Source organism: Variovorax sp. P1_G12 (assembly GCF_056405555.1).
Genome location: NZ_JBFUBW010000009.1, coordinates 1 through 13,906 on the forward strand (window position 1 = coordinate 1; position 13,906 = coordinate 13,906).

Annotated in this window: 13 protein-coding genes; 6 read left to right on the forward strand and 7 right to left on the reverse strand. The window is 68.4% G+C overall.

Features of this window, described 5'->3' with window-relative positions; genetic code table 11:
• Window positions 1-357: 357 nt before the first annotated feature.
• The 6 genes from AC1D2O_RS11950 to purT all read right to left on the reverse strand — a co-directional run bounded on the left by AC1D2O_RS11950 (window position 358) and on the right by purT (window position 6,320).
• On the reverse strand, window positions 358-1,170 hold the full coding sequence (locus AC1D2O_RS11950) for an ABC transporter ATP-binding protein (protein ID WP_478090746.1): 813 nt from the start codon (window positions 1,168-1,170) through the stop codon (window positions 358-360).
• Entirely contained in the window at window positions 1,167-2,243 is a 1,077-nt protein-coding gene (locus tag AC1D2O_RS11955) for a branched-chain amino acid ABC transporter permease (protein ID WP_478090747.1), read from the reverse strand. Before AC1D2O_RS11955 ends, AC1D2O_RS11950 begins: the two co-directional genes overlap by 4 nt.
• 8 nt (window positions 2,244-2,251) lie before the next feature.
• Window positions 2,252-3,127: a branched-chain amino acid ABC transporter permease gene (locus tag AC1D2O_RS11960; RefSeq protein ID WP_478090748.1), complete on the reverse strand. Its 876-nt coding sequence runs from the start codon at window positions 3,125-3,127 to the stop codon at window positions 2,252-2,254.
• A 98-nt stretch (window positions 3,128-3,225) separates the two neighbouring features.
• On the reverse strand, window positions 3,226-3,969 hold the full coding sequence (locus AC1D2O_RS11965) for an AraC family transcriptional regulator (RefSeq protein ID WP_478157154.1): 744 nt from the start codon (window positions 3,967-3,969) through the stop codon (window positions 3,226-3,228).
• A gap of 165 nt (window positions 3,970-4,134) precedes the next feature.
• The gene (locus AC1D2O_RS11970; RefSeq protein WP_478090749.1) at window positions 4,135-5,082 is read right to left on the reverse strand and encodes an alpha/beta hydrolase; all 948 of its coding nucleotides are present in this window, start codon (window positions 5,080-5,082) and stop codon (window positions 4,135-4,137) included.
• A gap of 23 nt (window positions 5,083-5,105) precedes the next feature.
• Window positions 5,106-6,320 (reverse strand): formate-dependent phosphoribosylglycinamide formyltransferase, encoded by a 1,215-nt coding sequence (purT, locus tag AC1D2O_RS11975; protein WP_478090750.1) that lies wholly within the window; start codon window positions 6,318-6,320, stop codon window positions 5,106-5,108.
• A gap of 176 nt (window positions 6,321-6,496) precedes the next feature.
• Between purT and AC1D2O_RS11980 the strand changes: the two genes are divergently transcribed.
• The 6 genes from AC1D2O_RS11980 (at window position 6,497) to AC1D2O_RS12005 (ending at window position 12,001) form a co-directional block, all read left to right on the forward strand.
• Window positions 6,497-7,345 carry a 3-hydroxybutyryl-CoA dehydrogenase gene (locus tag AC1D2O_RS11980; protein WP_478090751.1) on the forward strand — a complete coding sequence of 283 codons (849 nt, stop codon included), beginning with the start codon at window positions 6,497-6,499 and terminating at the stop codon, window positions 7,343-7,345.
• Window positions 7,346-7,477: 132 nt separating this feature from the next.
• Window positions 7,478-8,293 (forward strand): crotonase/enoyl-CoA hydratase family protein, encoded by an 816-nt coding sequence (locus AC1D2O_RS11985; protein ID WP_478090752.1) that lies wholly within the window; start codon window positions 7,478-7,480, stop codon window positions 8,291-8,293.
• A gap of 22 nt (window positions 8,294-8,315) precedes the next feature.
• Window positions 8,316-9,653 (forward strand): serine hydrolase domain-containing protein, encoded by a 1,338-nt coding sequence (locus tag AC1D2O_RS11990; RefSeq protein ID WP_478157059.1) that lies wholly within the window; start codon window positions 8,316-8,318, stop codon window positions 9,651-9,653.
• Window positions 9,654-9,773: 120 nt separating this feature from the next.
• Window positions 9,774-10,229 carry a MarR family winged helix-turn-helix transcriptional regulator gene (locus tag AC1D2O_RS11995; RefSeq protein WP_478090754.1) on the forward strand — a complete coding sequence of 152 codons (456 nt, stop codon included), beginning with the start codon at window positions 9,774-9,776 and terminating at the stop codon, window positions 10,227-10,229.
• Window positions 10,230-10,357: 128 nt separating this feature from the next.
• The gene (locus tag AC1D2O_RS12000; protein WP_478087346.1) at window positions 10,358-10,783 is read left to right on the forward strand and encodes an organic hydroperoxide resistance protein; all 426 of its coding nucleotides are present in this window, start codon (window positions 10,358-10,360) and stop codon (window positions 10,781-10,783) included.
• A gap of 114 nt (window positions 10,784-10,897) precedes the next feature.
• Complete coding sequence (locus AC1D2O_RS12005; protein ID WP_478087344.1) at window positions 10,898-12,001, forward strand: DUF2855 family protein; 1,104 nt, start codon at window positions 10,898-10,900, stop codon at window positions 11,999-12,001.
• 67 nt (window positions 12,002-12,068) lie between these two features.
• Here AC1D2O_RS12005 and dhaL read toward each other — a convergent pair whose 3' ends face one another.
• Window positions 12,069-13,844, reverse strand: a complete 1,776-nt coding sequence (gene dhaL / locus AC1D2O_RS12010) for a dihydroxyacetone kinase subunit DhaL (RefSeq protein WP_478087342.1) — start codon at window positions 13,842-13,844, stop codon at window positions 12,069-12,071.
• Window positions 13,845-13,906: the final 62 nt, after the last annotated feature.

Genomic DNA, 13,906 nt, shown 5'->3' on the forward strand with positions numbered 1-13,906 from the left:
GCGTACCGCTGCGCGCGTACCGCTGCGCTGCTCGGCGGTGCCTCAACGGCCGGCCCGGGGCATACCGCCCACCGCCGTGGACACGTCGGGGTTGCATTGCGACGCTGGAAGCGCAGGGGCTGCTCGCACACCCCCGAAGCCCGGCATGCGGTGCGGGACGGGCGATCCCCTCTGCGCCGCTGAGGAGCGCAGCTTCAGGCGGAAAAAGGGCCGCGCGTGTTTGAGCGAAGCGAGTTTGCGCGGACCCCGCCTGAAGCGAGCACCGGAAGGGAGCCCGAAGGGCCGGCGCAGTGGGGTCGTTCGGCCCGTACCGCGTGACGGGCGCGCTTCCAACGACAACGAAAAACAACGAGAACATCAAGCCACCCTCCGCAAGCTGCTCACGTCATCGACAGTCCCGAGGTACGCCTCGATCACCCGCGCATCCGACTGCACCTGCGAAGGCGTCCCCGAAGCCAGCGCCTCCCCCATGTTCATCGCCAGCACCCGGTCCGACACCTTCGACACCAGCGACATGTCGTGCTCCACCATCAGCACCGAAATGCCGAGCTCCTGCTGGATGTCCTGGATCCAGAACGCCATGTCGGCGGTCTCCTCCACGTTCAATCCGGACGACGGTTCGTCCAGCAGCAGCAGCTTGGGCTCGGTGCACAGCGCCCGCGCCAGCTCCACGACCTTGCGCACGCCGTAGGGCAGCCCCGCGACCATCGAATCGCGGTGGTGCTGCAGGTCGAGCAGGTCGATCACCTGCTCGGCCTTCTCGCGCGCCTGGATCTCGGCGCGGCGCGTGGCAGGGGTGAAGAACAGCTCGCTCCAGAAGCCGGTCTGGCGGTGCGTGTGGCGACCGATCAGCAGGTTGTGCAGCACGGTCGCGTGCTCGAACAGCTCGATGTTCTGGAAGGTGCGCGCGATGCCGAGCGCCGCGATCTCGTGCGGCGCCTGCTGCGTCAGCGCCAGCGGTTCGGCGCCACCGTGCCAGACGATCTCGCCGGTGGTCGGCGTGTAGATGCGGCTGATCAGGTTGAACACGGTGGTCTTGCCCGCGCCGTTCGGACCGATCAGCGTGAAGACCTCGCCCCGCCGGACCTCGAAGCTGACCTTGTTGACCGCCAGCACGCCGCCGAAGCGCACGCTCAGGTCCTTGGCGGAAAGCAGGATGTCGGCGCTCATCTCAAGCGGTCCGATTTGGTGAACGACTTCTGCCGCTTGAAGAGGCCACGGCGATAGAACGGGAACAGCTGCAGCCAGGTGCGCACCTTGAGCCAGCGCCCGTAGAGGCCGAGCGGCTCGAACAGCACGAAGGCGATCAGCACCAGTCCGTAGACCAGGCCCTGCAGGCCCGGCGCCTGCCCGATGGCGGGGGGCAGCCAGTCCTTGGCCGATGCGATCAGCTGCGGCATCGCGATCAGGAAGATCGCGCCCAGGAAGGCGCCGTGCACCGAACCGAGGCCGCCGATCACCACCAGCAGCAGCAGGTCGATCGACTGCAGGATGTTGAACTGGTCCGGCGCGATGAAGCTCAGCTTGTGGGCGTACAGCGCGCCGCCGAGTCCGGCCAGCGCGGCCGAGATCGCGAAAGACATCGTCTTGTAGCGCGCCAGGTGGATGCCCATGCTCTGGGCCGAGATCTCGGAATCGCGGATCGCGACGAAGGCGCGGCCGGTGGACGAGCGCAACAGGTTCAGGATCGCCAGCGTGCACAGCACGGCGATGACCAGGCACACCAGGTAGAAGCTCTCGCTCGAGTTCAGCTCCCAGCCGAGCAGGCTGGCCGACTTCACGTGCAACCCGGAGTTGCCGCCGGTGACGCTCTCCCAGCGCGCGAACACCTCCTCGACGATGAAGCCGAAGGCCAGCGTCGCGATGCCGAGGTAGATGCCCTTCACGCGCAGCGCCGGCAGCGCAACCACCACGCCGACCGCGGCCGACAGCGCCGCCGCGGCAACCAGCGCGATCGGGAACGGCACCCCCATGTTGCTCAACACCGCCTGCGTGTAGGCCCCGGTGCCGAGGAAGGCCGCGTGCCCGATCGAGAACTGTCCGGTGAAGCCGGCCAGCAGCATCAGGCCGAGGCCGACGATGCCGTAGATCAGCACGAAGGTCAGCTGTGCCAGCCAGTACTCGGGCACCACCCACGGCGCCGCGATCAGCGCCAAGCCGAGCAGGCTGTACCAGAACACCTGGCCGCCATGCTTGGCGAGATCGATGTCCTGGGCGTAGCTGGTCTTGAAGATGAAGCGCATGGTGGGCTTTAGACCTTCTTGCGCAGCTTTTCGCCGAAGAGGCCATTGGGCTTCACCATCAGCATCACCAGCACCACGATGTACGGCGCCGTGTCCTTGAAGCCGTCGGGCAGGTAGAAGCCCGCGAAGGACTCGACGATGCCGATCACCAGCCCGCCGACGATCGCGCCCGGCAGGCTGCCGAAGCCGCCCACCACCGCGGCCGGGAAGGCCTTGAGGCCGATGAAGCCCATGTTGGCGTGCACGAAGGTGATCGGCGCCAGCAGCATGCCGGCGATCGCCGCCACCGCCGCGGCCAGCCCCCACACCAGGCCGTTGAGGCGCTTGACCGGGATGCCCATGTAATAGGCCGCCAGCTGGTTCTGCGACGAGGCCTGCATCGCGATGCCGAGCTTGCTGTAGCGGAACATCGCGAACAGCAGGCCGCACAGCACCGCGGTGGCGACGATGATGGCCAGCTGCTCGAGGTTGACCACCAGCTCGCCCAGCTTCCAGATCTGGTCCTTGTAGGGCACCGGCAGCGTGTGGGTGTCGGTGCCGATGCCCGGGATCATCGTGACCAGCCCGCGCGCCACGTAGCCGATGCCGATCGTCAGCATCACGATCGAGAACTGCGGCTGGCCCAGGATCGGCCGGATCACCACCAGTTCGAGCAGCACGCCGAAGGCGACCATGGCGGCCACCGCCAGCAGCGCGGCCAGCCAGAAGGGCAGCCCGAACAGCGACATGCCGGCGAAAGCGCAGAAGGCGCCGACCATCATCAGCTCGCCTTGCGCGAAGCTCACGGTCTCGGTGGCCTTGTAGATCAGCACGAAGCCCAGCGCGATCAGGCCGTAGATGCAGCCTTGAGCGATGCCTGAAAGCAGGAGCTGGAGTATTTGCAAGAGGGGGTCTCGTCCGGGGTTCGCGGTTTATAGCGGTGACTGGTGCGCGCGGCGCAGAGGGTTGTCCCGCATCGGCGCCTCGCGGGCGGTCCCGCGCCTCATTGGTGCACGGCGAGCCGCCGCGATCCCGCGACGATGTCGCTGGGTCGCAGGCCGTACACCTGGCGGATCGAATGGCTGAAATGGGTCGAGTCCGGATAGCCGGTGTCGAGCGCGATGTCGGTCAGCGTGGCGCTCTGCCGCACGTGGCGCAGCAGGCTGCGGGCGCGCTTCCAGGCCCGGAAGGCGCGGAAGGTCAGGCCGGTCTCCTGCGTGAAGAGGTGCAGGAAGCGCGAGAACGAAAGCTTGATGGCGGCCGCGCATTCGTCGGCCGAGGTTGGCGCCGCGGGATCGGCGTTGATGCGCTCGATCACCCTGCGGATGCGCGCATCGAGCGGCCGCGGCGCGAGCGGGCCGCCGAAGAAGAGCGCGTCGAAATCGAAACGATCGAAGCTCTCGCGCCCCGAGGCTTCGGCCAGCTGCGCATGCACGTCACGCACCCGCCGCACGAAGGCCGGCGCCTCCACCGGACCGCAGCGCTGCAGGAAGTCTGGCATCTGCGCCGGATCGACGAATTCGGATTCGATCAGCAGGCTGAGGATGGTCCGGTGCTCGGTCTCCACCTGGTGCGGCACCTGCGGCGGCACCACGATCAGCTCGCCGCTCTGCCAGGCGCCGCCGCCGATGCGGATGCGCAGCGGCGTGCCGGTGGGCGAGAGGTAGATGCCGTGGCCGCCCATGGTGCGTTCCGTCGCCGGGCCCAGAAGGCCGGCGTAGAAGACGCGTTGCGGTGTGATCCACATGAGGCGCTCGTCGCGGTGCTCGCCGCGCGGCGCATGCTTCGGTAGCCTGTTGACCAATGCCTTCTCCTCCGCTCGGCGACGGACGGCCCGGTGGCCGGCGTCGCCATCGGACGATCGTAGCGGGGGACGCCGGTCCGGTGCCGGCGATTGCGCGGGGACTTTCCCTTAGCCTCGAAGCTCGAGCGCTCGGCGCAGTTCGGCCGCGCACATCGAAACGGCGGCATTGGCCTCGTCGAGCAGCCGGCCCATGGTGATGAAGCCATGGATCTGGCGCTCGAAGCAGACGTAGCTGGTGCGGTTGCCGGCGGCGGTGAGCGCCCGCGCGTAGTCCAGGCCCTCGTCGCGCAGCGGGTCGTAGCCCGCGGTCAGCACCAGGGCCGGCGGCAGGCCGGCGAGGTCCTCGCGCAGCAGCGGCGAGGCGCGCCAGTCGAGGTCATGCGCCGCATCGGTGATGTACTGGTCATGGAAATAGCGGATGGTGTCGCTGGTCAGCAGGTAGCCCTGGCCGTTGCTGGTGTGCGACGGATGGACGCAGCGCATGTCGGTTGCCGGATAGATCAGCAGCTGGAAAGCGACAGGCAGGTCGCCGGCATCGCGCGCCGCGATCGCGACGACGGCCGCCAGGTTGCCGCCCGCGCTGTCGCCCCCGACCGCGAGCCGAGCAGGATCGATGCCGAGCGCAGCGGCTTCCCGGCGAACCCAGCGCGTGGCCGCAAGCACATCGTCGACCGCCGCCGGAAAGCGGTGCTCCGGGCCCATGCGGTAGTCGACCGCCACCACCGCGCAGCCCGACAGGTTGCACAGCTCGCGGCACAGCGTGTCGTGGGTGTCGAGGTCGCCGATGGTCCAGCCGCCGCCGTGGTAGTACACGAGCACCGGCAGCACGCTGGCGGCCGCGGAGCCTCGCGGCCGATAGAGCCGCATCGGGATCGGTCCGTGCAGCCCGTCGGCCTGCAGCTCCCGCACCTCGGCCACCTCGCCGGGCTCGGGCTGCGTGATGGCGCGCCGCTCGCGGTAGAACTTGCGCGCGTCGGCCGGCGTCAGCGTGTGCGTCGGCGGCACGCCGCGCTGCTCGAGGAGGTCGATGAAGGCCTTGGCTTGGGGATGCAGCATCAGTGGCTCCGAGGTTGAAGGAATCAGGCTTGGCGCGGCTTCACGCGCGACGCGGCTTCGCGGGCGTTGCGGCGCGCCGTGTCGATGTCCGACGCGTGCGCCAGCGCCACGCCCATGCGCCGCTTCGTGAAACTCTCGGGCTTGCCGAACAGGCGCAGGTCGACGCCCGGCACCGCGAGCGCCTCGGCCACGCCGTCGAAGACGATGCCGGCGGCGTCGACGCCGCCGTAGACCACGGCGCTGGCGCCCGGGCTCTTGAGCGTGGTGTCCACCGGCAGCCCGAGGATCGCGCGGGCGTGCAGCTCGAACTCGTTCTGCCACTGCGTCGCCATGGTCACCATGCCGGTGTCGTGCGGCCGAGGACTGACCTCGCTGAACCAGACCTGGTCGCCCTTCACGAACAGCTCGACGCCGAACAGCCCCTGGCCGCCGAGGTCGGCCGTCACGGCCTGCGCGATCTGTTGCGCCCGCTGCAAGGCGGCCGGCGCCATCGGATGCGGCTGCCAGCTCTCGACATAGTCGCCGCTCACCTGCAGGTGGCCGATCGGCTCGCAGAACTGCGTCTGCACGGCGCCGGTGCCATCGAGTGCGCGCACCGTCAGCAGCGTGATCTCGTAGTCGAAGTCGATGAAGCCCTCGACGATCACCCGGCCGTGGCTGACGCGGCCGCCGGCCATCGCGTAGTCCCAGGCCTTCTCCACATCGGCCGGGCCGTCGATCTTGCTCTGGCCCTTGCCCGAGCTGCTCATCACCGGCTTGACGACGCACGGGTAGCCGATCGCCTCCCCGTTCGCGCCATCGATCGCCGCCTGCAGTTCGGCCAGCGAATCGCAGAACCTGTAGGGGCTGGTCGGCACGCCCAGCGTCTCGGCGGCCAGGCGGCGGATGCCCTCGCGGTCCATCGTGAGCCGGGCCGCCCGCGCGGTCGGGATCACGCGCACCACGCCGGCGTCCTCCAGCTGCTGCAGCATCGGCGTGGCGATGGCCTCGATCTCGGGCACCACGAGCTGCGGCTTCTCGGCCTCGATCAGCGCCTTCAGCTGGGCCGGGTCGCTCATGGTGATGGTGCGGGCGTGGTGCGCCACCTGCTGGCCGGGCGCATTCTCGTAGCGGTCGACCGCGATGGTCTCGACGCCGAGGCGCTGCAGGGCGATCAGCACCTCCTTGCCGAGCTCGCCGGAGCCGAGCAGCATCACGCGGGTGGCGCAGGGGGACAGGGGCGTGCCGAGGGTGGTCATGGGTGCGGGTCCGTAACTGAGGGAGTGAACGCGGCACTTTAAATCACTCGCGCGGCCTCCGGCGCTGTCACGGACGGGAACCCGGCCGGCCGCGCTCTGTTCCACAATCCCGATCACGGTTCCTGCCCCGGGGCGGGGTCCTCCCCTTTCATTTTTCAGTTCAAGGAGTATTTCTCATGGCTATCCAGACAGTCGGCATCATTGGCGCGGGAACGATGGGCAACGGCATCGCCCAGGCCTGCGCGGTCGCAGGCGTCAACGTCGTCATGGTCGACATCGCGCAGGCCGCGGTGGACAAGGGTGTCGCCACCGTGGCTGGCAGCCTCGACCGACTGATCAAGAAGGACAAGCTCACGGCGGCCCAGAAGGACGCGGCCCTGGCGCTGATCAAGGGCTCGACGAACTACGACGACCTGAAGTCGGCCCAGCTGGTGATCGAGGCCGCGACCGAGAACCACGAACTCAAGCTCAAGATCCTCAAGCAGGTCGACGCGCTGCTGGCGCCCGAGGTGATCATCGCGTCGAACACCTCCTCGATCTCGATCACCCAGCTGGCCGCCGCCACCTCGCGCGCCGACCGCTTCATCGGCATGCACTTCTTCAACCCGGTACCGATGATGGCGCTGGTCGAGATCATCCGTGGCTACCTGACCAGCGACGCCACCCACGACGCGGTGAAGGAACTGGCGGTCAGGCTCGGCAAGTCGCCGATCACGGTGAAGAACGCGCCGGGCTTCGTGGTCAACCGGATCCTGGTGCCGATGATCAACGAGGCCTTCTTCGTGCTGGCCGAGGGCCTGGCGACCGCCGAGGACATCGACGCCGGCATGAAGCTGGGCTGCAACCAGCCGATCGGCCCGCTGGCGCTGGCCGACATGATCGGCCTGGACGTCTGCCTGGCGGTGATGGAGGTCTACCTGGAGCAGTTCGGGGACTCGAAGTACCGGCCGTGCCCGCTGCTGAAGGAAATGGTGGCGGCCGGACAGCTGGGACGCAAGACCAAGCGCGGCGTGTATATGTACTGACCCCCAGGTTGGCTCACTTCGTGTAGCCGCCCCCCCTTCCAGGGGGCGCCGCCCTTCGGCCCGGCGAAGCCGGTTCCGAGGCGGCCCCCGACGGGGAAGCGCCAGACCCGCACCCATAACAAAGGAGACCCCATGACCGCGACACCCAGCAATCCGCCCGCCGAAGGCTGCATCGACACCCAGGTGCTCGACCACGTGCTGCTGATCGGCATCAACCGCCCTGCCAAGCGCAACGGCTGGACGCCAGCCATGTTCCGGCAGCTGGCCGAGGCCTACACCCGGCTCGACGACGATCCGGCGCTGCGCGTGGGCGTGCTGCACGCCTTCGGCGATCACTTCACGGCCGGGCTCGACCTGCCGGCCGTGACCGAGTTCATGAAGCGCGGCGAGAAAGCGGTGCCGCCGGGCCTGGTCGAGCCGCACGACTTCGGCACACCCGGCTATCGCCGCCGCAGCAAGCCGATGGTGGTCGCGGTCAAGGGCATCTGCTTCACCGTGGGCATCGAGCTGATGCTGGGCGCCGACATCGTGATCGCGGCCGACAACTGCCGCTTTTCGCAGATGGAAGTGCAGCGCGGCATCATGGCCACGGGAGGCGCCACCCTGCGCATGGCGGAGCGCGCCGGCCTGGGCAACGCCATGCTGCATCTGCTGACGGCCGACGAGTTCGGCAGCGCCGAGGCATTCCGGCTCAACTTCGTCCAGAAGGTGGTGCCGGCCGGCCAGGAGCTCGACGAGGCGCTGGCCGTGGCGCAGCGCATCGCCGCGCAGGCGCCGCTGGCCGTGGTGGCGACACGGCGCAACGTGGTCAAGGCGATCGAAGAGGGTCCGCTGGCTGCCATGGCGGAATTCATCGAGACGCAGAAGCGGCTCGCGAACAGCGAGGATGCCGCCGAGGGCGTGCGCTCCTTCATCGAGCGCCGACCGGCGCGTTTCAGTGGTCGTTGATGAACTTCACAGGAGCTTTCCGATGCCTTCGTCTTTCCGTTTCGCACCTGCGGCGCTTGCCGTCGCCTTCAGCCTGACCGCCATGAGCGCCCTTTACGCCCAGACCGCCGCGGCCCCTGCGGCCCCCGCATTGCCCGATCCGGCCGCCACTTCGGTCGGCACTCTCGGCTGGATGCAGGGCTTCCCGCCGGCGGCCGACAAGCAGATCACCTTCGACAATCCGGCGGGCGGCGTCTACCCGCGCACCCGCTGGGTCTACTCGCACGTGCGCGAGACCGTGCCCACCGCCAACGTCTGGCGCGGCGGCGGCCTGCCGAGCCCGCTGCCGGCGGCGCCGCGCGATCTCTCAGGCATCTCCTTCAAGGCGATGGGCGGCGAACCGCTCAACTTCGGCGACATGCTCGCCCGCACCTACACCGACGGCATCCTGGTGCTGCACCGCGGCAACGTGGTCTTCGAGAAGTACTTCGGCGCGCTCACGCCCGAACGGCCGCACCTCGGGATGTCGGTCACCAAGTCCTTCGTCGGCACCCTCGCGGCCATCCTGGTCGCCGAGGGCAAGCTCGACCCGTCGGCGCCGGTCACCCAGTACCTGCCCGAACTCAAGGGCACGGCCTATGGCGACGCCACGGTGCGCCAGGTCATGGACATGACCATCGGCGTGCACTACTCCGAGAACTACGCCGATGCCAAGGCCGAGGTCTGGGACTATGCGCGCGCCGGCGGCATGCTCGCCCAGGGCCCGAACTACACCGGCCCCAAGTCCTTCTACGAATTCCTCGTCACGCTGAAGAAGGAAGGCGCGCACGACGAAGCCTTCGCCTACAAGACGGTCAACGCCGAGGTGCTGGCCTGGATCCTGCGCCGCGCCAGCAACCAGTCGCTGGCCGATCTCATGAGCGAGAAGATCTGGCGCCGCATCGGCGCCGAGCAGGACGCCTACTTCATGATCGACCGCATCGGCACCGAATCGGGCGGCGGCGGCCTCAATACCACGCTGCGCGACCTGGCGCGCTTCGGCGAGACGATGCGCAACGGCGGCCGCGCGCCCAACGGGCAGCAGGCGATCCCCAAGGCGGCCGTGGCCGACATCACGCGCGGCGGCGACCCGGCCAAGTTCGCGAAGGCCGGCTACACGCTGCTGCCGGGCTGGTCGTACCGGAACATGTGGTGGATCACGAACAACCCGAACGGCGCCTTCATGGCGCGCGGCATCCACGGCCAGAGCATCTACGTCGATCCGAAGGCCGAAATGGTGATCGTGCGCTACGCCGCGCATCCGGTGGCCGCCAACGGCGCCAACGATCCGCTGACCCTGCCCGCCTTCCAGGCCGTGGCCGAGGCGCTGATGCAGCCCTGAACGGGCCCCCACCACGCTCCCCCACTGCGTGTGGGTCGCAGCCCCCCCGAGGGGGCTGCAGGCTGCCTTGGAGATTTATTTATATTGCGCACAATTTAATTGCTCGCTACAATTCGCCTCATGCCCTCCGCGCCGCTCTCCACCGACGAACTGCTGAAGCTGGACAACCAGCTCTGCTTCGCGATGTATTCCGCCTCGCTCGCGATGACGCGGCTGTACAAGCCGCTGCTCGAGAAGCTCGGCCTCACCTATCCGCAGTACCTCGTGCTGCTGGTGCTGTGGGAGCGCGACGGCCTCACGGTGTCCGAACTCGGCGAGCGGCTGTCGCTCGACTCGGGCACGCTGACGCCGTTGCTCAAGCGACTCGAGGCCAACGGCCTGGTGGCCCGCATCCGCGACGTGGCCGACGAGCGCCGCGTGCATGTGAGCCTCACGGCCGCGGGCCGCAAGCTCAAGGCACGCGCCGCCCACGTGCCCGGCTGCCTGATGGCGGCCTCGGAATGCTCGGTGCCCGAACTCGTCGCACTCACGCAGCAGATCCAGTCCTTGCGCGACCGCATCAAGCAGGCCGCATGAATAGGCCCCACGCTCCGTCACTTCGTGTACTCGCTGCCCCCCGAGGGGGCCCAGTCCGCCTTGGGGCGGCCCGGCGGCGGACTGAGCCCCCTTTTTCCCCCTCCCACCACCACTGCAAAGGAATCACCATGACCACCAAGCTCGACAAGGTTCTCTACACCGCGCAAGCCCACACCATCGGCGGCCGCGATGGCGCCGGCAAATCCAGCGACGGCGCGATCGACGTCAAGCTCAGCTCGCCCGGCTCGGGCAAGCCCGGCACCAACCCCGAGCAGCTGTTCGCGGTCGGCTACGCCGCCTGCTTCATCGGCGCCATGAAGGCCGTGGGCCCGAAGATCAGCGTCAAGGTGCCGGACGACGTGGCGATCGATTCCAGCGTCTCGCTCGGCCCGATCAACGAAGGCAAGGCCTACGGCATCGCGGTCAAGCTCGCGATCACGCTGCCGGGCCTCGACGCCGCGCAGAAGCAGCTGCTGGTCGACACCGCGCACCAGGTCTGCCCGTACTCGAACGCCACGCGCGGCAACATCGACGTCGAACTCTCGATCGTCTGATCGGCAGCGGCGGGCGCCACGCCAGCCGTCGAAGCCCGGCAAGGAGTCGCCCGAGCGACCCGTTGCCGGGCTTTTTCTCGTGCGTTCCGCAAGCCTCTGCGCTAAGGTTCCCCGATGAGCACCGACACCCTGCTGGTCCGCAAGGACGACCTTTCCTCCACCCGCCTGCACACCACCGCCGACACGCGGCTGGCCGACGGGCAGGTCCGCGTGCGCATCGAGCGCTTCGCGCTGACCTCGAACAACATCACCTACGCCGCCTTCGGCGAAGCGATGAGCTACTGGCAGTTCTTCCCGAGCGGCGAGGAAGGCTGGGGCATCATTCCGGTGTGGGGCTTCGCGAGCGTGTCGCACTCGCTGCATCCGGGCGTGGCGGTGGGCGAAAGGCTCTACGGCTACTTCCCGATGGCCTCGGCCGCGGTGCTGACACCCGAGCGCCTCTCGCCCGATCGGCTCAGCGACGGCGCGGCGCATCGCAGCGCCCTGCCCGTGGTCTACAACCAATACCAGCGCACGCGTTCCGACCCGCTCTACACGGCCGACACCGAAGACCTGCAGGCGCTGCTGCGGCCGCTCTTCATCACCTCGTGGCTGATCGACGACTTCCTCGACGACAACGAATTCTTCGGCGCGCGACCGGGTGCCGCGCTGCTGTCCAGCGCTTCGAGCAAGACCGCCTACGGCACCGCCTTCCAGCTGAAGCAGCGCAAGGGCATCGAGGTGATCGGCCTGACGTCCGCCGCCAACCGGGCGTTCTGCGAAAGCCTGGGCTGCTACGACCGCGTGCTGGCCTACGAGGAGCTCGACCAGGTCGCCGCCGACACGCCCTGCGTCTACGTGGACTTCGCGGGCAACGCAAGCCTGCGGCGCGAGATCCACACGCGCTTCGCGAATTTGAAGCACAGCGCGTCGATCGGCGGCACCCATGTCGACCAGCTGGCGGCCAGCGGCGCGGGCAAGACCCTGCCCGGACCGCGCGCCACGCTGTTCTTCGCGCCGGCGCAGATCAGGAAGCGCATCGGCGACTGGGGCGGCGAGGTGTTCGGGCAGCGGATGGTTGAAGCCTGGCAGGCGTTCGCTGCCCGGGCGGCGAATCCACGCACGCCATGGCTGCGCGTCGAGCACCATGCGGGGGGTCCGGCGGTACAGGCGGCCTATGCGCAGGTGCTGGCGGGGCGGGGGGATCCGCGGGTGGGGCACATCCTGTCGCTTTCCTGAAGATCATTTTTCCCGACGCACTTGTCCGGCGCCCGGCACGGTGCCCGACCCGCACACGCCACACACCTCAGCTGGCGCGGTCCCCAGCCTGCGCGAGCCGCCGCTGCACCGAGGCTGCCAGTGTCTGCAGAATCAGGCAGCAACTGGTCGCCCCCGCGTCCAACACGCCGATCGATCGTGCGCCCAGGCGCGCAGCGCGTCCCACCTTCGCCTGCAGCGACTTCGTCGAATCCCTGCCGGCGGCAGCCCCAGCGCTCATCGCGCGAAGCGCGGCGGCGAAATCCGCGCCGCCGGCCAGCGTCGCGCGATAGGCGTCGAGGGCCGGCACGAGCGTGTCGATCAGCGTCTTGTCGCCCACCATGGCATGGCCCACGCGCTGCACCCCGAGAACACCAGCCGACAAGGCGTCACCGAACAACGCGGCGTCCAATTGCGAATGGGGCGCCAAGGTGGCGGCCATTTCACCGAAGAAGCTGCCGTAGAGCGGGCCCATCGATCCGCCGATGTCATCGCGCAATGCCTGAGCGAGCTGGTCGAGCGCTGCCGGAAGCTCGTTCGCCTGTGGACCGAGCGCATCGAGCCGCGCCGCGCAGTTGCCGAAGCCCTTGGCCATATTGACGCCATGATCCCCATCTCCGATCAAGCCGTCGATCTCGCTCAGGTGCTGGCGGTTGGCGATCACCGCGTCGACCAGGTCGCGCACCCATTCGCCCGCTTGGGCAAGCGTCAATGCGGTCCCGACCACAGCCCGTGGCACTGCAACAGCGATCGCGCCAGTTTCGGACGCAGCCGATGATGCGATCGAGTTCGCATAGGCGCGGCCCGTTGGCATGCTTCCAGCGACAGTCAACGCGACGCTGCTGCACGGGTAGCTCAGGCAGGCCTCAAGCTCTTCGTCAAGCTTCATCAAGGTCAGTGTCACGCCCATCATCTCGAGCGAGGTGAACAGGTTGCCTACGCGATTGAATGCGATCGCGATGCCATGGGCCTCGAGCCGTCGTGCCACCTCTGCGTAGAGGATGTACGACTCCATCACGGGCGTGGCGCCCAACCCGGAGACCAGGACGGCCACGCGGTCGCCGGCCCCGAACGGCAAGTCGGGCAGCACCGCGCCGAGCATCATCTCGGCCATCTCGGCGGCCGAGACCGTGGGACGCACGGCGATGCCGGGCTCGCCATGATGGCCGATGCCGACCTCCATCGTTCCATGCTCGACGATGAAGTTGGCCTTGCCGACCGCCGGAATGACGCAGGCCGAGAGCCCGACACCCACGCTGCGGGTGTTCGAGATCGCCTTCTGGGCGGCGGCGATCACCTCCGCCAGCGCCGCGCCCATGGCGGCTTTGGCAGCACCGACCTTCCACATCAGGATTTCGCCCGCCACGCCCCGGCGCTTGGCCTCGTCACCGCGCGGCGCGGACGCGACGTCGTCGTTCGCGGTGACGGTTCGAACCGTGATGCCTTCTCGCGCGGCCAGCTCGACGGCCATCTTCACGTTCATGTTGTCGCCGGCGTAGTTGCCATAAAGACAGGCCACGCCGGCGCCCCCGTCCGCGCCGCGTATTGCATCGAGGAAGCTCCTGGCCGTTGGCGACGAGAAGATTTCCCCAATGGCGACCGCGTCGAGCATGCCGTCGCCGACATAACCGAGGAAAGCCGGCTCATGGCCCGAACCGCCACCCGTCACCACACCGACCTTTCCCGGCTCTGACGATTGCCGGCGTTGGACGACCCGCGGGTTGCCGACGCACGCGCGCATCGAACTGCCATGCGCTTGGAGCCAGCCGACGAGCATGTCGTCGACCACTCCGTCCGGACTGTTGATGACGCGGTTCGAAGCCATGTTTTCCCCTCCACTGCTTGGTCAAGCGGCAGATTCTAGGCAACAGATATCTCAAATGATCA

Coding starts and splice junctions, on each gene's coding strand:
- AC1D2O_RS11950 (WP_478090746.1), bottom strand. CDS start 1,170: ATGAGCGCCGACATCCTGCTTTCCGCCAAGGACCTGAGCGTGCGCTTC.
- AC1D2O_RS11955 (WP_478090747.1), bottom strand. CDS start 2,243: ATGCGCTTCATCTTCAAGACCAGCTACGCCCAGGACATCGATCTCGCC.
- AC1D2O_RS11965 (WP_478157154.1), bottom strand. CDS start 3,969: ATGTGGATCACACCGCAACGCGTCTTCTACGCCGGCCTTCTGGGCCCG.
- AC1D2O_RS11970 (WP_478090749.1), bottom strand. CDS start 5,082: ATGCTGCATCCCCAAGCCAAGGCCTTCATCGACCTCCTCGAGCAGCGC.
- purT (WP_478090750.1), bottom strand. CDS start 6,320: ATGACCACCCTCGGCACGCCCCTGTCCCCCTGCGCCACCCGCGTGATG.
- AC1D2O_RS11980 (WP_478090751.1), top strand. CDS start 6,497: ATGGCTATCCAGACAGTCGGCATCATTGGCGCGGGAACGATGGGCAAC.
- AC1D2O_RS11985 (WP_478090752.1), top strand. CDS start 7,478: ATGACCGCGACACCCAGCAATCCGCCCGCCGAAGGCTGCATCGACACC.
- AC1D2O_RS11990 (WP_478157059.1), top strand. CDS start 8,316: ATGCCTTCGTCTTTCCGTTTCGCACCTGCGGCGCTTGCCGTCGCCTTC.
- AC1D2O_RS11995 (WP_478090754.1), top strand. CDS start 9,774: ATGCCCTCCGCGCCGCTCTCCACCGACGAACTGCTGAAGCTGGACAAC.
- AC1D2O_RS12000 (WP_478087346.1), top strand. CDS start 10,358: ATGACCACCAAGCTCGACAAGGTTCTCTACACCGCGCAAGCCCACACC.
- AC1D2O_RS12005 (WP_478087344.1), top strand. CDS start 10,898: ATGAGCACCGACACCCTGCTGGTCCGCAAGGACGACCTTTCCTCCACC.
- dhaL (WP_478087342.1), bottom strand. CDS start 13,844: ATGGCTTCGAACCGCGTCATCAACAGTCCGGACGGAGTGGTCGACGAC.